We start from the raw sequence: 18,936 nt of genomic DNA on the forward strand, positions 1-18,936 counted from the left end.
GCGATCCGGCAGCCACGGCGCACCGGTCGAATCGGCTCGAGCCCGGCGTCTCAGGCGTCCGGCACGACCGCCCGGCGGTTCCCTCGCACCACGACGACGAGTCCGAGCGCCGCCGAGGCGATCACGGTCGCGCCGAGGGCGGGCAGCGCTGCCAGCGCGCCACCGCCGACGACCACCGACGCGAGGGCCGCGCCGATCGCGATGCCGAGGTTGAACACGACCGGGATCAGCGCCCCCGCGAGCGCGCGGCGGCGCGGCCCGGCCAGCCGCAGGATCATCGTCTGCGCGAGCGGCGGGAGGGCGCCCGAGGCGACTCCCCAGAGCACGAGCACGCCGATGCCGACGAGCGGATGCACCGCCACCACGGCCAGCCCGGCGACCCCCAGTCCCGTGCCGACGGCGCTCACCACGAGGGCCCGATCGGTGCGCTCGCCGAAGCGGCCGGCGAGCGCCACGCCCGCCGCCGACGCGAGGCCGAACACCAGCAGCAGGCCGCCGATCCCGCCGGGCACGTGGCTCGCCGGAGCCTCGACCAGGCGGGTGATGTAGGTGTACGTGCCGTAGTGGCCGACGAGCAGCAGGGCGATCAGCGCCACGACGGCCAGCATCGGGCGGATGCCGCGTGGCACGCCGGCCCGCGCCCCGGGAGCGGCGCCCGCGGCATCCGTCGACGACTCGAACCGCGCCGCGGCATCCGGCGCCGTGTCGTTCGGCATCGCGACATCCGGATGCGGCGGACGGACGACGACCGCGCGCACGAGCACCGCGGCGACGAGGGCGGCGGCCGCCAGGCCCCAGAATGCGGCGCGCCACCCCGCGCCCTGCGCGACGAGGCTCGCAATGGGCGTGCCGATGACGGTGCCGAGCGTCGCGCCGCCGAGGACGACGGCGACTGCCCTGGCGAGATCGCGGTCGGCGACGAGGTCGGCGGAGTAGGCGTTGGTGGTCGCCCAGAGCAGTCCGACCGAGAGCGCCCCGACGAGCCGACCGGCCACCGCGACCGGGTAGGCGGGCGCCAGTGCCGTCACCGCCACCGACACCGCGAGCGCGACGAGGCCCCAGGCGATGACGGCGCGCCGGTCGAGGTGCTGCGTGAGGCGCACGAGCGGGAAGCTGCCGACGACCACGACGGCCGCCCAGACCGAGACGAGCAGGCCGGTCTGCGCCTCGCTCACCCCCAGTCCGGCGCTCATCTCGGGCAGCACCGCGGTGGGAACCATCTCGGCGGTGACCATGGTGAACGTGGCGCCGCCGAGCACGAGGAGCGACGGCCAGGGCAACCGCGATGTCGGCCCGGCGGCGGTGTCGACGATGGGATTCGAGGTGCTGGTGTCGTCCATGGTTCGACGCTAAACTCTGACATTGATGTCAATGTCAAGGTCTTGGTTCGAGACGATTCCCCGAAAGGCGGCGAGGCCATGAAGATCGGCGAGCTCGCGACGCGGGCGGGGGTGTCCCCGCGGCTGGTGCGCTACTACGAGCAGCAGGGGCTGCTGGCTCCGACGCGGCAGGCGAACGGCTACCGGGCGTACGACGAGCAGCACGTCGCCCGCGTCATCCGGATCGCGGGTCTCGTGCAGGCCGGCCTGCCGACGCGCCTGGTGAAGGAGGTGCTCGAGCTCGAGGACGCGGCCGCCGACGAGCGTCCGAGCTGCCCCCGCACCGTCGCCGACATGCTGGCCCACGAGCTCACCGGCATCGAGGAGCGCATCGCCTGCCTCAGCCGCAGCCGCGACACGATCCGCGACTACCTCGCGCGCACCGAGCATGCGGCGCTCCTCTCCGAGCGGGAGGCCGCGCCGGCCTGAGCAGTTCGGGTCCGGATACCGCTGCCTCGCGGCCCTACTCGACAACCGGGTGGGCCGCTGCGCTGCTCCTCGAGACGCGCCCGGCTCAGGCGGCCGGCTCCGCGAACGTGTGCCGGTACTCGGTCGGCGAGGTGCCGAGGATCCGATGGAAGTGCAGGCGCAGGTTCGCGCCCGTGCCGAGGCCGACGCGGTCGGCGACCTGCTCGACGCCGAGGTCGGTGCGCTCGAGCAGTTCGCGCGCCAGGTCGATGCGCGCGCGGAGGATCCACTGCATGGGCGTGTACCCGGTGTCCTCCACGAAACGGCGCGAGAAGGTACGCGGCGAGACGTTCGCGTTGCGCGCCAGGTCGGCGAGCGTGAGAGGCTCCCCGAGCCGCTCGATCGCCCACTGCCGCGTCGCCGCGAACAGCTCGCCGAGCGGATCGGGCAGCGCGCGCGGCACGTACTGCGCCTGCCCGCCGCTGCGGTACGGTGCCGCGACGAGCCGCCGGGCGACGTGGTTCGACAGCGCGACGCCGTGATCGCGTCGCACGAGGTGCAGGCACAGGTCGATGCCCGATGCGGCGCCCGCCGAGGTGAGCACGTTCCCCTCGTCGACGAACAGCACGTTCTCGTCGACGCGGATCGACGGATGCCGCGCCTGCAGTGCGTGGGAGTAGTGCCAGTGGGTCGTGGCGCGGCGCCCGTCGAGCAGCCCGGTGGCCGCGAGCGCGAAGGCGCCCGTCGAGATGGCGGCGAGGCGCGCCCCGCGCTCGTGCGCCGCCCGAAGCGCCTCGACCACCACGGCGGGCGGATCCTCGCGGTCGGGGTGCCGGTAGCCCGGGATGAAGATCGTCTCGGCCCATTCGAACGCCTCGAGCCCGTCGGCGACGTGGTACGAGAGGCCGTCGCCGCCCGTCACCGGCCCGGGATGCGCGCCGCAGACGCGCACCTCGTAGGGCATGCTCTGGCGGGTCGTGAAGATCTGCGCCGGGATGCCGACGTCGAGCGGCTTGGCGCCCTCGAGCACGAGCACGGCGACGCGGTGGTTCCGGCGGCTCATGCGGCCAGATTGCCATGCCTCGCAAGGAAGCCGCCACTTGTCCGGGTGGACGAGCGGGCGGATACTTGCCCCATGTCCGGGGCAGGCACGGTGAGCCTGGTCGACTGGGTCGCCCGATACGACGAGCTGACGGCTCGGCGGTCCGACCTCACGGCCTCGGAGCTCGACGACCTCGGACTGGCGGCCTGGTTCCTCGGCATCGATGCCGAGTGCGAGCGGGCCTGGGATGCCGCCCACCTCGCCTACCTCGACGACGGCGACACGGATGCCGCGATCCGCTGCGTGTTCTGGCTGGGCTTCACGCGCAGCGCCGAGCGCGACACCGTGCGGGCCGGTGCCTGGATGTCCCGCCTGTTCGAGCTGTGCGCGCTCGCCGGGCGGCCGCCGCAGGGCGAGGCGACGGCGGTCCTCGCCCGGGCCGCGGAGGCGTTCGGGGCGGGTCGCGTCGAGGAGTCGGTGGCGCTCGGCGAGCGCGCGGTCTCGCTGGCGCAGGCAGCGCGCGACCCCGACGTCGAGGTCCTCGCCACGATGAGCCTCGGACGTTCGCTCGTCATCAGCGGTCGCGTCATCGAGGGCTTCGGCTGCATGGACCGCGTCATGCTCGCCATCTCGTCCGGTCGGGTGGGCGTGCGGGCCGCCGGCCCGGCGTACTGCGCGGTGATCGCGAGCTGCCTCGAGCGGTGGGACGTCGAGCGCGCCCAGGCGTGGACCCGCGATCTCAGCGAGTGGTGCGACGCGCAGCGGGGGCTCGAGCCGTTCCGCGGCGAGTGCTCGGTGAACCGTGCGAGCGTGCTGCGGCTGCGGGGCGAATGGGGCGAGGCCACGACGACCCTCGCCGAGGTCTGCGACCGTGATCGCGACGTGCAGACCCTCGAGTACGCCTTCTACGGGCTCGGCGACCTCTGCCGTCTCGTCGGTCGCCGCGAGGAGGCCGAGGCGGCCTACCGGCGGGCGGCCGAGCTCGGGCACGAGGTCCAGCCCGGTCTCGGGCTGCTGCGACGGGATGCGGGCCGAGTCGCCGCGGCGCGCTCGGGCATCGCGCGCGCACTCGAGGCGTCGCCGGCGCCGGGCACCCGAGCCGAGCTGCTCGCCGCGCAGGTCGAGCTCGAGGTCGAGCACGGCGACTGGGACGTCGCCGCCCGCGCAGCGGCCGAACTGCGCACGATGGCCGACGAGCTCGGAACGATCTACCTGCAGGCGCAGGCCGACCGCGCCGAGGCCCGACTCCTGATCGGCACGGATGCCCCCGAGCAGGCGCTCCCGCTCCTGCGGCGCTCCTGGTCGGTCTGGCGACGGCTCGAGGCGCCGTACGAGGCCGCCGTGACACGGGTGCTCATCGGCCGGGCGAACCGGGCCTTCGGCGACGAGGAGGCCGCGCAGCTGGAGTTCGATGCGGCTCGCACCGCGCTGGGCGACCTCGGCGCGGTCGCCGATCTCGACCGCCTCGAGCGGATCGCGTCCGGGTCGGGCGCACCGGCGGCATCCGCCGGTCTCACGAGGCGCGAGCTGGAGGTGCTGCGCCTCATCGCCGGCGGCAGGTCGAATCGGCAGATCGCGACCGAGCTCTTCCTCAGCGAGCGCACCGTGGCGCGGCACGTCAGCAACATCCTCGGCAAGCTCGACCTCGCGAACCGGTCCGCCGCGACGGCGTTCGCCTTCGAGCACGGGCTGAACGCGACGGCCTGACGACCCGCGACGGCCGGCCTCGCTCCACCGCGGCGCGAATTGGTCATTTCTGCCGACGCGGCCCCGAGGCGGCATCCGTAGCGTCGCGGACATCAGCCGATCGGGAGGTCACCTTGTCCACCACCGTCCTCCGAACCGCCGTCGTCGGCGCCGGCGCAGCCGGGCTCATCGTCGGCAAGCGCCTCGCCGAGCAGGGGGTGCGGTTCGAACTGTTCGACGACCATGTGCGCGTCGGCGACTCGTGGCGGGACCGCTACCGTTCGCTCCGGCTCTTCACCCCCCGTTCCCTGCTCAGCCTTCCGGGCCTGCGCATCGACGTCGGCCGGTTCGCCTACCCCACCGGTGCCCAGATGGGCGACTACCTCGAGCGCTACGCGGAGCACTTCGGCCTGCCGGTGCGCACGTCGTCGAGGGTCGTCGAGCTGACGCGGCTCGCCGACGGCGGATTCCGCCTGCAGCTCGGCGACGGCGACGAGGTGCTCGCCGAGCACGTCATCGTCACCTCCGGCGCACATCGCGTCCCGATCGTGCCGGCGTTCGCGTCGGAGCTCGACCCGTCGATCCGCCAACTCCACTCCGTCGACTACCGCGGACCGGAGCAGCTCGCCGCCGGGCCCGTGCTGGTGGTGGGCGCCGCGAACTCGGGCACGGATGTCGCGCTCGACGCCGCGGGCGCCGGTCACGTCGTGACGCTCGCCGGGCGGCATCCTGGCCACGTGCCGTTCGACATCGACACGCCGATCAGCAACCTCGTCGGCGGGATCTTCGTCCGCTACATGCGCAGCATCACGATCGACTCCGCCAGGGGACGCGCGATGCGGGCGAAGGAACTGGCGCACGGCGTCATGCTCGTGCGCAACAAGCCCGCCGACCTCGCACGCGCCGGCGTCGTGCGCGTCGGTCGCATCGACCGGGTGGAGGCCGGGCGCCCGCTGGCGGCCGACGGCACGGCCGTCGACGCGGCCACCGTCGTCTGGTGCACGGGCTCGCGGCCCGACCTGGGCTGGATCGACATCGCGGGCGTGGTGGGCGACGACGGGCTCCCGACCGAGCACCGCGGCCTCGCGACCGGATGCCCCGGCCTCGCGTTCGTGGGCATGCCGTTCCAGTACTCTGTCGCGTCGTCGACGCTCGTGGGCATGGACCGGGATGCCGCCTACGTCCTCGAGTCGCTCGGCGCGGGACGGGATGAGCCGGTCGTCGATGCCCCGCGGGTCGCCGCCTGATCCGGAAGATCATCCGGCCGCAGCGGCCGTCGCGCAAGCTTTCGCGACGGCGCGATTCCACGACAGGAACCGCGTTCGGCCGACGGCATGGTCGCGCTCCCACCGCAGATGCTGCGAGCACGAAAGATGACCTCGGTCAACATCTTCCCTCCCTCGAACAGGGGTGTTAGGTTTTCCGCACTGTGCCCGGCGATCCCGGGCATCACTTTCGAAGGAGAACCCGTGAAACGACGCACGCGCGGCCTGCTCGCCGTGGCCGCAGCGAGCGTGACGGTGGTGTCCGGTGTGGCATTCGCACCGGCCGCGATCGCCACACCCGCCGACGACTCGAACCCGTCCGCTGCCCAGCGCCTCGACAACCGTCCCGGCCCGCTCACCGAGCGCCAGAACGAGCGACGCAAGGCCGCCCAGAAGCTGATCCTCTCCGGCCAGGCGTCGCCCGGCGAAGACGGGGTCGTGCAGCTCGGCGAGGACAAGTACTACGAGGCATCCGTCACCGGAACCGGCCGCCTCTTCACGATCCTGTCCGAGTTCGGCGACCAGGTGAGCGGCAGGCTCGGATCGACGCCCGGCCCGATGCACAACGAGATCCCGAAGCCCGACCGTGCCGTGAACAACAGCACGCACTGGATGGCGGACTTCAACCGCGAGTCGTACGAGGAGCTCTTCTTCGGAGCCGGCGAGTCGTTCGCGGACTTCTACACGAAGCAGTCGTCGGGCGCGTACACGGTCGCTGGCGAGGTGAGCGACTGGGTGCAGGTGCCCGGCAACGCGTCCTCCTACGGCGACAACGCGGTCGAGGACTTCGGCGGTGCGTGGCAGTTCATCGAGGACTCGGGCAACGCCTGGTACCAGTCCCGGCTCGACGAGGGCAAGACGGTCGACGAGATCAAGGCCGAGCTCGCGTCGTTCGACGTGTGGGACCGCTACGACGCCGACGGCGACGGGAACTTCGACGAGCCCGACGGCTACCTCGACCACTTCCAGGCCGTGCACGCCGGTGAGGGCGAGGACGCGGGCGGCGGCGCACAGGGCGAGGACGCCATCTGGTCGCACCGCTGGTACGTCAACTCCACCGACTACGGCCTCACCGGCCCGGCGGGTGCGAAGTTCGGCGGCGCGCAGATCGGCGACACCGGCATCTGGATCGGCGACTACACGGTGGAGGCGGAGAACGGCGGCCTCGGCGTGTTCGCGCACGAGTACGCGCACGACCTCGGCCTGCCCGACTTCTACGACACGGCCGGCGGCGAGAACAGCACCGGCTTCTGGACGCTCATGTCGAGCGGCTCGTGGCTCAACAAGGGCGCTGACGACATCGGCACGACCCCGAACTACATGGGTCCGTGGGAGAAGCTCCAGCTCGGCTGGCTCGACTACTCGGTCGTGAACCCCGGCACGACGGATGCCGCGTTCACGCTCAGCCCCGCGGCCCTGCAGGCCGACGGCCAGGATCAGGCGCTCGTCATCGACGTGCCCGACCAGTCGGTGGAGAACGCCTACACGACGCCCGCCTCGGGCTCGAAGGCCTGGTGGACCACCAGCGCCGACGACCTGAACACGACGCTGACCCGCGAGCTCGACCTCTCGGGCGTGCGTTCCGCGACGGTCACGGCGAAGGCCTGGTACGACATCGAGGCCGGGTACGACTACCTCTACGCCGAGTACTCGACCGACGGCGTGAACTGGACGACGGCGGGCACCCTGTCCGACACGTCGAACGGCAAGTGGACGACGTTGCGCTACTCGATCCCCGGCGGCAACGCGGCGACCCAGTTCCGCTTCCGCTACCAGAGCGACGGCGGCGTGCACCTCGCCGGCGCCTTCATCGACGACATCGTCGTGAAGAGCGGCGGCACCACGCTGCTCACCGACGACGTCGAGAACGACGGCACCGGCTGGGAGGCGGCCGGCGGCTTCCGGCAGAGCAGCGGCACCGAGGTGTCCTCGGGCGACCGCTACTACCTCGCCGAGAACCGCGCCTACGTGGGCTACGACGCCACGCTCGAGAAGGGCCCGTACCAGTTCAGCAACGCACTGACGAAGCCCGACTGGGTGGAGCACTTCGCCTACCAGGACGGCCTGCTCGTGTGGGCGATCGACGAGACCTACACCGACAACAACACCATCGAGCACCAGGGCCACGGCCTCGCGCTCCCGGTGGATGCGGGCGTCGCGCCGATGACCTACCCCGACGGCACCATGCCGAGCAACCGGCGCCAGCCGTTCGACGCCACCTTCGGCCTGCAGACGATGGACAAGGTCGTCCTGCACAAGGAGATCGTCGTGGGCAATGGCAAGAACCAGACCGTGCAGACGGTCGAGGCGGTCGGCTCCGACGGAACGAGGCAGCAGACCGCGACGTTCTCCGACGCCGACACGGACGCGTTCTTCAGCCCGCTCAACCCGCTCGCGGGCGTCTACGTCGCGGGCCACGGCGTGTCCGTGACCGTGACCGGGCAGAACCCCGGCGGCACCATGACGGTCGACGTCACCAACCCGGTCGCGAAGCAGCAGTGATCCGGTGCGCGCGTTCCTGATCCGCGAGTGATCCGATCCGCGCGCGATCGCACCGCGGTGGGCCCGTCTCCTCGGAGGCGGGCCCACTCGTGTCGCCCCGGCGTGCGCAGCTGCCGGCGGTTCGCGCCGCCGGGGATGTGCCGGGCGCTCCTCCCCTGCCATGATCGAGCGGATGGGACAGTGGACGGGATACGGCCAGGGCGCCGCCGAGGGCATCGGCTGGGCGCGCTTCTTCGGCTGGTCGTCCTTCGGGTTCGGGGTGACCACGGTGGTGCTCTGCTTCGTCATCCCGCTCGCCGGGCAGTACGGACGCACGGCGTGGCTGGTGCTGTTCGGTTCGGTCGCCGTCTGGCTCGGCGGCATGTCGGTGTCGCGCTACCGCTCGCTCGGACAGCGGTGGCCGGCCATCCCCGTGATCGGCATCGGCCTCGGATGCCTCACCATCGCGATCATGGTCTACGCGTTCACGGTGCTCGTGCTCGCGTCGTACGGCATCGAGTGGCCGGCGCCCGCGCACTGGCTCGGCCCGCCGGGCGCGCCGGATCCGCTGGCGCCGCTCGATCAGGTGGACGCCTGAACCGGTCGCCAGGCCGCCGCCGCAGGGTCAACCCCCTGACGCGGTCTCGTGCCGCGGGTAGAGTGCGCCGCGGAGGGGGCACATGAGCGGGGAGGGCGTACTGGTCACCGGCGGCACCGGATTCGTCGCCGCCCACTGCATCGTGCAGCTGCTCCACGCCGGGTACCGGGTGCGCACCACCATCCGCTCGCTCGATCGGGCCGATGCCGTGCGCGAGATGGTCCGTCGCGGTGAGGCCGACCCGCGAGGCATCGAGTTCGTCGCCGCCGACCTCATGCACGACGACGGATGGCCCGAGGCCGTCGCCGACGCGACCTACGTACTGCACGTCGCATCCCCGCTTCCGGTGCGTCAGCCGAAGGACGAGGACGAGCTGATCAGGCCCGCCAGGGACGGCGTGCTGCGGGTGCTGCACGCGGCGCGCGGAGCCGGCGTGAGGCGCGTGGTGCAGACCTCGTCGTTCGCGGCGATCGGATACCGCGCGGATCCGGGCCGGCCGTTCACCGAGCAGGACTGGACCGACCTGACGCGGCCTCACCTCACGCCCTACATCAAGTCGAAGACCATGGCCGAGCACGCCGCGTGGGACTTCGTCGACCTCGAGGGCGACGGCCTCGAACTCTCCGTCGTGAATCCGGTGCCGATCTTCGGGCCGGCACTCGGGCCGGACCTCTCGACGTCGCTCGCCGTCCTGCTCGGCATGCTCAACGGACGGGCGCCCGCGGTGCCGCCGGGCGCCACGACCGGGGTCGACGCGCGCGACGTCGCCGACCTGCACGTGCGGGCGATGACGCATCCCGACGCCGCGGGCGAGCGGTTCATCGCCGTGGCCGGCGACCCCATCTCGTACCACGACCTCGCGATGCTGCTGCGCGACCGACTCGGCGCCGATGCGAAGCGCGTGCCGACGCGCGTGATGCCGCGCTGGCTCGTGCGCGCGGGCGCGCTCGTCAGCACCGAGCTGCGCGCGATCGCGCCGCAGATGCGCCGTGCGCAGGGCGCCTCGCACGAGAAGGCCGAGCGGATGCTGGGGTGGGAGCCCCGCTCGACCGAGGACGCGATCGTCGCCTCGGCCCAGAGCCTCGTGCGGCTCGGGCTCGTCAAGGGTTGAGTCCGCCGTCGGCCCACCGCGACGGCGAGCCGAGCCGTGCCGTCACGCGCCTGCGCCGTGGCGTGCCGCGCCGCGTCGCGCCGTGCCATGGCGTGCCGCGCCGTGCCGCGCCGTGGCGTGCCGCGCCGCGCGGCGCCGCGGCGGCGCAGCCTCAGGCCTCGGCCCAGACGCCAGCTCGTTCCCGCTCGGGTCGACGAAGTGGAAGCGCCGCCCGCCCGGAAAGGCGTACGGCCCGTTCACGATCTCGCCGCCGGCCGCCGTGACCGCCGCCAGGGTGGCATCGAGGTCGTCGCTGAAGAGCAGCACGAACGGCCCGCCGCGCGTTCCGGCGCTCGCCCCGCCCTCGGCGAGCGCGAGGCCGCCCGCCTCATCGCCGCCGGACTCGGCCGACGTGCGGATGCCGGAGTAGCCGTCGCCGTACGACGTGAACGTCCACCCGAACGCGGCGCCGTAGAAGTCGCGGGCCGCCTGCATGTCGGTGACGGTGATCTCGACGTAGTCGATCGAGTGCGGGATGCGGTGCGTGTGACCAGCCATGCGCCCACCCTGCCATCGACGGCCGACACCGTCGGCCGGGGTAAGAGCCGGGGGCCCTGGAGGTGGGGTGGGGGTAAGGCCGGGGGCCGGGGCCCTCGGGCCGCGGGTTGGGAGACACTTTCCATCCGCTGCGGCGGTGCCCAAGTGGCGAAGTGCCCAAGTGCCCAAGTGCCCAAGTGCCCAAGTGGCGAAGGAGCAGCCAAGTGGCGAAGTGGCCAAGTGGCGAAGGAGTAGCCAAATGGCCAAGTGCCCAAGTGGCGAAGTGGCGAAGTGGCGAAGTGGCGAAGTGGCGAAGTGGCGAAGTGGCGAAGTGGCGAAGTGGCGAACGTTCCGTGCGTGAACCGCTCCCTGGGTGCCGGTCACGTCGACCGGATGCCTCACGACCGAAGCCGCAACCGAGATCAAACCCAGAAGCCCGCGTGCACCGTCGTCGCCTCCGGCAGGTCGGCCGGGCCCGCCACCGCCACCGGACGGCCGCCGCGCGCGAACACCTCGCGGCACGGCAGCTCCATGGTCGGCACGCCCTCCTGCGCGGCGACGAGCTGCCTGAGCCCCGCCTCCGAGAGCCCGTAGACTACGCGCGCGATGCCGCTCCAGTAGATCGCGCCCGCGCACATGGCGCAGGGCTCGGTACTCGTGTAGAGCGTGCTCGTGGCGAGCACCTGCGCGGACAGCGACGCCGCCGCTGCGCGCACCAGGTTCGTCTCGGCGTGGCCGGTGGGGTCGCCACGGGTCACGACCGAGTTCAGCGCCTCGACGGTTCGACCGTCGGCGGTCACGAGCAGCGATCCGAACGGGTGGTCGCCGCGTGCGCGGGCATCCGCGGCGAGTTCGACGCAGCGGCGCAGCCGGGCGAGATCGACGTCGGTCACCACGGTTGCATCGGTCATGCGGCCTCCTCGGTCGTCGACCCATTCTGCCCGCGACCTACCTCGTCGGCGCCGCGGCCTGTCGCGCCTGCCACTGCGAGAACGTGATCTCGCCGAGGCGAGCGGCGCCGACGTCCTCGGGCACGAGCGACCCATCGGCGAGCTCGGTGCCGAAGTACCTCGCGTGCGGGTCGGCGACGACCGTGCGGGAGTCGCCCCGAGCGGCGAGCGCCTGCGCGATGAACTCGTCGAAGCGGAACTCCTCGGGGCCGGCGATCTCGATGCCGCCGTCGACGGGCTCACTCGTGGCGACGGCCGCGACCGCGTCGGCCACGTCGTCGGCCGCGATCGGCCGGAACCGCACGGGCGCGATGCGCACCGTGTCCCCGTCGGTCGCGCCATCCGCGATGCTCTTGGCGAACTCGAAGAACTGCGTGGCGTGCACGATCGAGTACGGCACGCCGCCGTCCTCGATGAGCCGCTCCTGGGCGACCTTCGCGCGCATGTACCCGCTGCCCGGGTTGCGCGCCGACCCGACGATCGACACGGCGACGTGGTGCCCGACGCCCGCCGCGGCCTCGGCGGCGAGCAGGTTGCGGGTCGACGTCTCGAAGAACGCGAGCACGACGTCATCCGCGAACGACGGCGAGTTCGACACGTCGATCACGACGTCGGCGCCCGCGAGCACCTCGGCGACGCCCTCGCCCGTGATCGTGTTCACCCCCGTGTTCGGCGATGCGGCGACGGCCTCGTGCCCCTGGGCGGTGAGCCGCTCGATGAGCTTCGTCCCGATGAGCCCGGTTCCGCCGATGATGACGATCTTCACGATGATCCCTCCTGTCGGGGCATCCGAAGCCCCGTTCACGAAGCTCAGACCGGGCACCCCGGCGATCTGTGACACGGATGCCCCGCTCGACGCGCCCGGCCTCACGGCCGGCGTCGCACGACGGGGTGTCAACCCCGCGCCGGATCCACCCGGCGTGTGCGACCTTGGGGGCGACAGGCGGAGGAGGCGACGATGACGGATGCATCCGGCACGCGCGACGAGGGTACGGACGAGGGCGGCACGGCCAAGGAGGACGGACTCGGTCAGGAGCGGACGATCCCCAGCGAGCCCGGCAGCGTCGGCGTCGGGGCGGGGGAGCCCACGACGTTCGAGCCCGAGGAGGATCCGGACGCCGCAGCGCGGCGCGACCCCGACGCACCCGACGGCGGCGACTCCGAGCGCTGACGGCGCCGGGGATGACGGGGCTCATGGGGTCGCGAGCGGCGACCGCCCCGGCGGCGCCTCCCACCACGGGCCTGCGGCGTCGAGCACGTCGACGTCGCCGCGATCGCCGAGGAGCTCCCAGCGCAGCAGCGACATCGGCACGTTGCCGTTGCGCCACACGGCGTCGTGCACGTCGCGCAGCGAGAACTCGGCGCCGTCGAGCGCGGCCGCGACTGCGGCATCCGCCACCAGCCGCATCACCTCGTGCTTGCCGACGAGGTACGACATCGCCAGGCCGGGCGTCGCCACGTAGTACGAGGTCTCCTCCGTCGCCGTCCCGACGTCCATGGGCACCCTGCGCACGAAGAAGTCCACGGCCTCGGGCAGGCTGAATTCGCCCGTCGCGAGGTTCACATCGACGACGACGCGCAGGGCGCGCAGGCGCATGAAGTTGTGCACGATCGTCTGCGAGTGCGGGGCGTCGGCGAACAGCCCCGCGGTGAGCATGAGCTCCTCGTTGTAGTGCGCGATGCCCTCGTTGGCGACGGAGTCGATGAAGTGCCGGCGCAGCGGGTTCGGCTGCGCCCAGGACAGGGCGAGCTGCTGGCTGTGCGCGCCCTCGTGGATGATGCCGAGGCGCGGGTCGCGGGCGTTCGCGGCATCGAAGTAGGGCAGGTCGGCGGTCGGCTCGGGCACGTACGACGTGGCGTCCTCGCCGACGCGACGGATGCTCGTGAGGTCGTCGTTCACGCCGAGGAAGGCGAGGGGCTCGAGGTAGGCGGGCGTCGGCGCGAACCGGTAGTGACGCAGCGAGGACGGCTGGCTCAGCAGGCCGGATGCCTCGGAGAACGCCCGCACCTCCGCCTCGGCGGCGGCTTCGGCGGCCGACTCGGAATCGGCCGACGCCGCGAGCGGCGCCTCGGGGACCTCGCGGTAGCGGGTGCGGGTCGCCGCCTCGCCGACCACGCTGCGCCGGTAGTCCTGCATGGCGGCGCGCACGAGCTCCTCGGGGTCGTGGGTGACGAGCGCCACGTGGCGCAGGTACCACGTGAAGGCCGCTCGTCCGACGACCACGTCGGCCCCGAGCTGGTCGGCGGATGCCTCGAGCCACGCGCGATAGCGCTCGAGGGCGGCGCTCGCCCCGGGCTGCGCGGCGCGGAGCCCGGCCGCGGTGGTGGCATCCGTCAGCGGCGCCACCTCGGCGACCGAGCGCTCGAGCCGCACGCCGATGTCGCGGAGGTCGGCGGCGGCGACCCGGGCGAGCGTCGCGACCCCGGCCCGCCCGAGGTTCGCGAGGGCCTGCTCGACCCCCGCAGGGATCGCCCCGAGCACGCGCACCAGGTCGGCTTGCCGACGCGCGTCGAATGGCGGCGGCGGGAGCAGCAGGTCGAACCACGGGCCGAGCACCTGCGAGGTGAGGAACACGGCGTCGCGCTCCCAGTTGCGGAGCACCTCGAGCTCCCAGTGCACCCGCGCCAGGGCCGCGCCGATGAGCCGATGATCGACCTGCGTCGCGACCGGCAGGGCGCCGAGCCCGGCGGCCCCGATCGTGCGCCAGCGCTCGCCGAATCCGGCGAGCGCGAGCCGGAACTCCTCCACGGCGGCGTGGTCGAAACGCGGCAGCCAGCCCGCCGGCCGCTCCACGCGGGGGATGTCGTCGGAGGTGCGGAACGAGGTGGCGTCCCGCCACTCCCAGAACTCCGCGCCGAGGCGTTCGAGGTCGGTTGCGAGCGACGTCATGCCGCCCACGCTAGTCCCGTCGTCCGACGCGCCGGTCCCGCCCTCCGGCGCCGCAGACGGAGCCCCGCCCCGCCGGTCGGCGGAGCGGGGCTCGCGAACGCGTGACCTCGAGCGTCAGCTCGACGTCTTCGCGGTGACCTGTCGCTCGGTGTTCGGGGCGCTCTGCACCTCGACCTTGCGCGGCTTCGCCTGCTCGCTCACCGGGATGACGACGCTCAGCACCCCGTTGTCGTAGTGCGCGCTGATCGACGAGGTGTCGAGCCCGTCGCCGAGCGTGAGCTGGCGCAGGAACGACCCGCTCGGACGCTCGTGCGCGAGCCACTGCACGTCGCCGTCGGAGCGCAGGGTGCGCTCGGCGCGGATGGTGAGCAGCTGCCCGTCGACGTCGACGTCGATCGAGCCCGGGTCGACGCCTGGCAGGTCGGCCGAGAGCACGTAGTGGTCGCCGTCGCGCAGCAGGTCGATCGGCATCACCCGAGGCCCCTGCCGAGAGTCCATCATGCCCGCAGCGAGGCGGTCGAGCTCACGGAACGGATCCCAGTACATGGCCATGACTTCTCCTCCCTGTCGGCCGCATCGCGGCCTTCGTCCAAAGTTGAGCCTCTTTGACTCAAGTAGTTTCAGATTAGCACTCTCATATTGAGAGTGCCAAGTGCAATCCGTCCCTTTTCCGGCCCGATCGCGAGCCCGATGTCAGCCCCGCGACGTCGCACGCGACCCCTCGCACGCGACCCCTTGCCACCGGCACCGAACCCGCGTTGACTGGGGCGATGCGCGTCGTCATCGCCGGAGGTCACGGCAAGATCGCCCTCATCCTCGAACGACTCCTCGCGGAGGACGGGCACGAACCCGTCGCCATCATCCGCAACCCCGATCATCGCGCCGACGTCGACGCCACGGGCGCGGCCGCCGTCGTGCTGGACCTCGAGGACGCCACCGTCGACGAGGTCGGCCAGGTGCTGAAGAACACGGATGCCGCGGTGTTCGCCGCCGGAGCCGGTCCCGGCAGCTCCGCCGAGCGCAAGTTCACCGTCGACCGCGACGCCGCGATCCTGCTCGCCGACGCGGCCGAGGCCGCGGGCGTGCCCCGGCTCATCGTCATCTCGGCGATCGGCACCGACGACTACGATCCCGGGTCCGACGACATCTTCCAGCTCTACTCGCGGGCAAAGAGCGAAGCGGATGCCGCGGTGCGGTCGCGCGACCTCGACTGGACCATCGTGCGACCGGGCGGGCTCACGAACGACCCGGGAACCGGACGCGTGCTCGCCGGCCCCACGGTGCCGCGCGGACGGATCCCCCGGGCCGACGTCGCCGCGACCATCGCGGCGCTGCTCACGACGGGCCGGGCATCCCGCACCCAGTTCGAGCTCGTGTCGGGCGACGACCCCATCGAGGACGCCCTCGCGACGCTCGGCTGACTCCGGCTAGCCGAGCTCGACGAGTCGCGTCACGTCGTCGTCGGGCAGCGCGTCGGCGACCGCCATGACCGAGATCGCGTCGAGCGTCACGTTGCCGCCGTAGGAGCTGAGGAACGCGGTGTCCGCGGCGTCGCGTCCGGTCGCGATGCGCACGAGCGTCGAACGCGGTGCGAGGGTCGTAGCGTCGACGACATGCCAGGCGCCCTCGACGTACGCCTCCGCGACCGCGTGGAAGTCCATCGGGTCGAGCCCGGGCGCGTAGACCGCGGCCAGTCGGGCCGGCACGTCGAGCGCACGCAGCAGCCCGATCACGAGGTGCGCGTAGTCGCGGCACACGCCCCGTCCCGCGAGCAGGGTCTGCACCGCGCCGTCGGTCGGCAGGCTCGAACCGGGCACGTAGCTGAGTCGCGTGCCGACCCACGAGCTCACCGCGGCGAGCAGGTCGGCTCCGGCGAGCCCCGAGAACTCGGCGTACGCGGTCGGCGCGAGTCGGTCGGCCTCGCAGTAGCGGCTCGGGCGGAGGTACTCGAGCAGCTCCACGTCGGTGACGGATGCCGCGTCGACGCGCCCATCGACGGTCGCCGCGTACTCGAGGGTCACGTTCCCGCGGTCGACGTCGACGAGGTGGATGCGGGTGCCCGCGGCATCCGTCACCTCGCGCGGTTCGACCGGCGCACCGTCGAGCCGGAGCTCCAGGCGCTCCAGGGCGGGACGATCCGCGGCGGCGACGATGAACGCCAGCCGGGCCGGGTCGTCGATGCGGAGGGCGAGCTGGGCGGAGACGGATCGCTGCATGCGTGACACCTCGTTCGACCATGAAGGCGTGCCGGGTGGCACCGTCCCATTGTCGCCGACGCGTGGGCTCGCCATGACCGGGAGCGGATTCCGGGCGGGTGCGCCGGGCCGCCGCTAGCCTGAGGGGCATGGGCATCACGGCCACGTTCCGGGCCACGAAGCGCGTCCCGATCCTGCAGGTGGCGAAGTCGGCGGTCGCGACGATCGCCGCCTGGCTCGTCGCGGGGTGGCTGATCCCCGGACCGCTCCCCGTCTTCGCGGCGATCGCGGCGCTGCTCGTCGTGCAGCCGAGCGTCAACCAGTCCTTGGGCAAGGCGATCGAGCGCTCGATCGGGGTGATCCTCGGCGTGGTGATCGCGACGGGCATCTCCCTCGCGTTCGGGCAGAGCACGTGGATCATCCTCGTCGCGATCGTCGTCGCCATGCTCGTCGCGTGGGCGCTGAAGATGACGCCGGGCACGTCGAACCAGGTCGCGATCAGCGCCATGCTCGTGCTCGCGCTCGGCGCCTCCTCGCCCGAGTACGCCCTCGACCGGGTGCTCGAGACCCTGATCGGAGCGGCGATCGGCATCATCGTGAACGCGCTGATCGTGCCCCCCGTCGCGGTCGCGCCTGCTCGCAACGAGGTCGCCCTGCTCGGCGCCGAGCTCGCGGCATCCGCCGACCGGCTCGGCGCGGCGCTCGAAGGAACGCAGACGCGGCCGCAGCTCGAGGCGCTCATGATCGAGGCGCGGCTGCTGCGCCCGATGCGGGACGCCGCGGACGCCGCCATCGCCGCCGGCGAGGAGTCGCTGACGCTCAACCCCCGGCGTTCGGCGCATCGCGAGGAGCTCGCCGCGCTGCGCGACCTGCTCGACCAGCTCGGCCCGATCGTGACGCAGCTGATCGGGATGACGCGGGCGTTCGCCGACCACTACGACGAGGCGCTCCACGACGAGCCGACCGTGCGTGCGATCGCCGAACAGCTGCACCGGGTCGCGCACGACGTGCGCCTCGCCGTGCGGATCGCCGAGCCCGAGCCGGAGCCGATGACCTCGGAGACACCCGCGCTCACCTCGGCGCTGGTCATCGCGCCGCCGAAGTCGGGTCACTGGATCCTCGTCGGATCGCTGATGGAGGACCTCCGGCGCATCCGCGAGGAGCTCGTGGGGCAGCCCGAGTGAGTGGCAGGGCGTGGCACGGATCAACCGAAGGTTCGACGCGGCCGCGGCATCCGCTGCCTAGCGTGGAGCAGCAACCGACCGAGATCGACACGACGACGGCAGGAGCGACCGTGACCACGACCGCAGCGGCAACCGGGCCGACGACCCGCAACGACCTCGCCAGGCAGCTCACGGTGGCGGTGAGCGCCGTGCTGGCGGTGATCGGTTCGTTCATCGGGTCGGGCGCGGCGGGAGGCCAGCCGGTGCAGGATGCCGCGGGCGGCGCGCTCGCGGCCGACGCGACGCTCATCGCGCCCGGCTCCGGAGCCTTCGGCATCTGGTCGGTCATCTATTTCGGCCTGCTGGCGTACGCCGTGTGGCAGTTCCTCCCCGCGCAGCGTGCCGCGGCACGGCACCGCAGGCTCGGCTACCCGATCGCCGCCTCGCTGCTGCTCAACGCGGCGTGGATCCTGAGCGTCCAGTTCGACCTGCTGTGGCTGAGCGTGCCCGTCATCGTGGCGCTGCTGGTCGTGCTGGTGGTGGCGTTCCGCATCTGCCTGGCGATGCCGCCGAGGAACGTGCTCGACACGATCGTGACCGACGGTACCGTGGGCCTCTACCTCGGCTGGGTCGTCGTCGCCACCGCCGCGAACATCACCGCCGCCCTCGTCGCCGCGGGATGGGACGGCTGGGGCATCCCGCCCGAGACCTGGGCCGTCGTGGTGGTGGCACTCGCCGGGCTCGTCGGCATCGCGCTCGCGGTGTGGGACCGCGGCCGCATCGCGCCCACCCTGTCGCTCGCGTGGGGCCTCGCGTGGATCGCCGTCGCACGGCTCACGGATGCCCCCGAGTCGGCCGTCGTGGGCATCACCGCGATCGTCGCCGCGGTCGCGGTCGTGCTCGTCACGGTCGCCGTGCGCGTGGCGGTCGAGCTGCGCCGCCGCCGCCGCGCCATGGAGACCGCCTCCGCCTGAGGAGTGCCGCACGGTCCGCCGCCGGGCGAGGGGGTGCCGGCCGCCTGCCCAGGCCCGTGGACGGCCCAGTCCGCGGCGAACGCCCACCCACGCACGCCGGCACGCACACCACCCACGCACGCCTGCACGCACACCACCCACGCACGCCTGCACGCACACCACCCACGACGCCTGCACGCACGCCTTCTGACGGCAAGCGAGCATGGTTCTCTGACCGCGACCGAGCATGTTTCCGTCTTCGCGTGCCACCGCACAACCGCGCAACCGCACAACCGCAC

Annotated in this window: 18 protein-coding genes; 10 read left to right on the forward strand and 8 right to left on the reverse strand. The window is 72.6% G+C overall.

What is annotated here, in order from left to right:
* Positions 1-50: 50 nt before the first annotated feature.
* The gene (locus EV187_RS14755) at positions 51-1,340 is read right to left on the reverse strand and encodes an MFS transporter (RefSeq protein WP_130353799.1); all 1,290 of its coding nucleotides are present in this window, start codon (positions 1,338-1,340) and stop codon (positions 51-53) included.
* A gap of 78 nt (positions 1,341-1,418) precedes the next feature.
* Between EV187_RS14755 and EV187_RS14760 the strand changes: the two genes are divergently transcribed.
* The gene (locus tag EV187_RS14760) at positions 1,419-1,808 is read left to right on the forward strand and encodes a MerR family transcriptional regulator (protein WP_130353800.1); all 390 of its coding nucleotides are present in this window, start codon (positions 1,419-1,421) and stop codon (positions 1,806-1,808) included.
* Between the two features lie 85 nt (positions 1,809-1,893).
* Here the strand turns inward: EV187_RS14760 and EV187_RS14765 are convergent, their stop codons facing one another.
* Complete coding sequence (locus tag EV187_RS14765; protein WP_130353801.1) at positions 1,894-2,850, reverse strand: GlxA family transcriptional regulator; 957 nt, start codon at positions 2,848-2,850, stop codon at positions 1,894-1,896.
* 72 nt (positions 2,851-2,922) lie between these two features.
* Here EV187_RS14765 and EV187_RS14770 point away from each other — a divergent pair, with 72 nt between their 5' ends.
* The 5 genes from EV187_RS14770 to EV187_RS14790 all read left to right on the forward strand — a co-directional run bounded on the left by EV187_RS14770 (position 2,923) and on the right by EV187_RS14790 (position 9,970).
* Positions 2,923-4,536, forward strand: coding sequence for a helix-turn-helix transcriptional regulator (locus tag EV187_RS14770; protein ID WP_130353802.1), 1,614 nt, complete (start codon positions 2,923-2,925; stop codon positions 4,534-4,536).
* A 113-nt stretch (positions 4,537-4,649) separates the two neighbouring features.
* Positions 4,650-5,762 (forward strand): flavin-containing monooxygenase, encoded by a 1,113-nt coding sequence (locus tag EV187_RS14775; protein WP_165391216.1) that lies wholly within the window; start codon positions 4,650-4,652, stop codon positions 5,760-5,762.
* 222 nt (positions 5,763-5,984) lie between these two features.
* The gene (locus EV187_RS14780) at positions 5,985-8,282 is read left to right on the forward strand and encodes an immune inhibitor A domain-containing protein (RefSeq protein ID WP_242609619.1); all 2,298 of its coding nucleotides are present in this window, start codon (positions 5,985-5,987) and stop codon (positions 8,280-8,282) included.
* 172 nt (positions 8,283-8,454) lie between these two features.
* A complete protein-coding gene (locus EV187_RS14785; RefSeq protein WP_130353805.1) occupies positions 8,455-8,859 on the forward strand; it encodes a hypothetical protein in 405 nt (134 codons plus the stop codon).
* 82 nt (positions 8,860-8,941) lie between these two features.
* Positions 8,942-9,970, forward strand: a complete 1,029-nt coding sequence (locus tag EV187_RS14790; RefSeq protein ID WP_130353806.1) for an SDR family oxidoreductase — start codon at positions 8,942-8,944, stop codon at positions 9,968-9,970.
* A gap of 42 nt (positions 9,971-10,012) precedes the next feature.
* Here the strand turns inward: EV187_RS14790 and EV187_RS14795 are convergent, their stop codons facing one another.
* The 3 genes from EV187_RS14795 to EV187_RS14805 form a co-directional block, all read right to left on the reverse strand.
* Entirely contained in the window at positions 10,013-10,507 is a 495-nt protein-coding gene (locus tag EV187_RS14795; protein ID WP_130353807.1) for a VOC family protein, read from the reverse strand.
* Positions 10,508-10,908: 401 nt separating this feature from the next.
* Positions 10,909-11,397 (reverse strand): nucleoside deaminase, encoded by a 489-nt coding sequence (locus tag EV187_RS14800; RefSeq protein WP_130353808.1) that lies wholly within the window; start codon positions 11,395-11,397, stop codon positions 10,909-10,911.
* 37 nt (positions 11,398-11,434) lie between these two features.
* Positions 11,435-12,277, reverse strand: coding sequence for an SDR family oxidoreductase (locus tag EV187_RS14805; RefSeq protein WP_242609620.1), 843 nt, complete (start codon positions 12,275-12,277; stop codon positions 11,435-11,437).
* Positions 12,278-12,394: 117 nt separating this feature from the next.
* On the opposite strand from EV187_RS14805, the gene EV187_RS14810 reads away from it, so the two are divergent.
* The gene (locus EV187_RS14810; RefSeq protein ID WP_130353809.1) at positions 12,395-12,607 is read left to right on the forward strand and encodes a hypothetical protein; all 213 of its coding nucleotides are present in this window, start codon (positions 12,395-12,397) and stop codon (positions 12,605-12,607) included.
* A gap of 21 nt (positions 12,608-12,628) precedes the next feature.
* Here the strand turns inward: EV187_RS14810 and EV187_RS14815 are convergent, their stop codons facing one another.
* Together EV187_RS14815 and EV187_RS14820 are read right to left on the reverse strand one after the other, a co-directional pair.
* Positions 12,629-14,326, reverse strand: a complete 1,698-nt coding sequence (locus EV187_RS14815; RefSeq protein ID WP_130353810.1) for a DUF885 family protein — start codon at positions 14,324-14,326, stop codon at positions 12,629-12,631.
* A 114-nt stretch (positions 14,327-14,440) separates the two neighbouring features.
* On the reverse strand, positions 14,441-14,878 hold the full coding sequence (locus EV187_RS14820; RefSeq protein WP_130353811.1) for an Hsp20/alpha crystallin family protein: 438 nt from the start codon (positions 14,876-14,878) through the stop codon (positions 14,441-14,443).
* A 218-nt stretch (positions 14,879-15,096) separates the two neighbouring features.
* On the opposite strand from EV187_RS14820, the gene EV187_RS14825 reads away from it, so the two are divergent.
* Entirely contained in the window at positions 15,097-15,747 is a 651-nt protein-coding gene (locus EV187_RS14825; protein WP_130353812.1) for an SDR family oxidoreductase, read from the forward strand.
* A 6-nt stretch (positions 15,748-15,753) separates the two neighbouring features.
* Here the strand turns inward: EV187_RS14825 and EV187_RS14830 are convergent, their stop codons facing one another.
* Positions 15,754-16,542 carry a transglutaminase-like domain-containing protein gene (locus EV187_RS14830; RefSeq protein ID WP_130353813.1) on the reverse strand — a complete coding sequence of 263 codons (789 nt, stop codon included), beginning with the start codon at positions 16,540-16,542 and terminating at the stop codon, positions 15,754-15,756.
* A 128-nt stretch (positions 16,543-16,670) separates the two neighbouring features.
* On the opposite strand from EV187_RS14830, the gene EV187_RS14835 reads away from it, so the two are divergent.
* Together EV187_RS14835 and EV187_RS14840 are read left to right on the forward strand one after the other, a co-directional pair.
* Positions 16,671-17,705 (forward strand): FUSC family protein, encoded by a 1,035-nt coding sequence (locus tag EV187_RS14835; protein ID WP_130353814.1) that lies wholly within the window; start codon positions 16,671-16,673, stop codon positions 17,703-17,705.
* Between the two features lie 110 nt (positions 17,706-17,815).
* Complete coding sequence (locus EV187_RS14840) at positions 17,816-18,658, forward strand: tryptophan-rich sensory protein (RefSeq protein ID WP_130353815.1); 843 nt, start codon at positions 17,816-17,818, stop codon at positions 18,656-18,658.
* The last annotated feature ends 278 nt before the right edge of the window (positions 18,659-18,936 follow it).

This window comes from Agromyces ramosus (assembly GCF_004216665.1).
Classification (GTDB): domain Bacteria; phylum Actinomycetota; class Actinomycetes; order Actinomycetales; family Microbacteriaceae; genus Agromyces; species Agromyces ramosus.

Bases quoted from the DNA above. Each gene is read 5' to 3' on its own strand.
- EV187_RS14800 (WP_130353808.1), bottom strand. From the start codon at position 11,397: ATGACCGATGCAACCGTGGTGACCGACGTCGATCTCGCCCGGCTGCGC.
- EV187_RS14820 (WP_130353811.1), bottom strand. From the start codon at position 14,878: ATGGCCATGTACTGGGATCCGTTCCGTGAGCTCGACCGCCTCGCTGCG.
- EV187_RS14765 (WP_130353801.1), bottom strand. From the start codon at position 2,850: ATGAGCCGCCGGAACCACCGCGTCGCCGTGCTCGTGCTCGAGGGCGCC.
- EV187_RS14760 (WP_130353800.1), top strand. From the start codon at position 1,419: ATGAAGATCGGCGAGCTCGCGACGCGGGCGGGGGTGTCCCCGCGGCTG.
- EV187_RS14835 (WP_130353814.1), top strand. From the start codon at position 16,671: ATGGGCATCACGGCCACGTTCCGGGCCACGAAGCGCGTCCCGATCCTG.
- EV187_RS14755 (WP_130353799.1), bottom strand. From the start codon at position 1,340: ATGGACGACACCAGCACCTCGAATCCCATCGTCGACACCGCCGCCGGG.
- EV187_RS14810 (WP_130353809.1), top strand. From the start codon at position 12,395: ATGACGGATGCATCCGGCACGCGCGACGAGGGTACGGACGAGGGCGGC.
- EV187_RS14830 (WP_130353813.1), bottom strand. From the start codon at position 16,542: ATGCAGCGATCCGTCTCCGCCCAGCTCGCCCTCCGCATCGACGACCCG.
- EV187_RS14785 (WP_130353805.1), top strand. From the start codon at position 8,455: ATGGGACAGTGGACGGGATACGGCCAGGGCGCCGCCGAGGGCATCGGC.
- EV187_RS14795 (WP_130353807.1), bottom strand. From the start codon at position 10,507: ATGGCTGGTCACACGCACCGCATCCCGCACTCGATCGACTACGTCGAG.
- EV187_RS14770 (WP_130353802.1), top strand. From the start codon at position 2,923: ATGTCCGGGGCAGGCACGGTGAGCCTGGTCGACTGGGTCGCCCGATAC.
- EV187_RS14790 (WP_130353806.1), top strand. From the start codon at position 8,942: ATGAGCGGGGAGGGCGTACTGGTCACCGGCGGCACCGGATTCGTCGCC.
- EV187_RS14815 (WP_130353810.1), bottom strand. From the start codon at position 14,326: ATGACGTCGCTCGCAACCGACCTCGAACGCCTCGGCGCGGAGTTCTGG.
- EV187_RS14825 (WP_130353812.1), top strand. From the start codon at position 15,097: ATGCGCGTCGTCATCGCCGGAGGTCACGGCAAGATCGCCCTCATCCTC.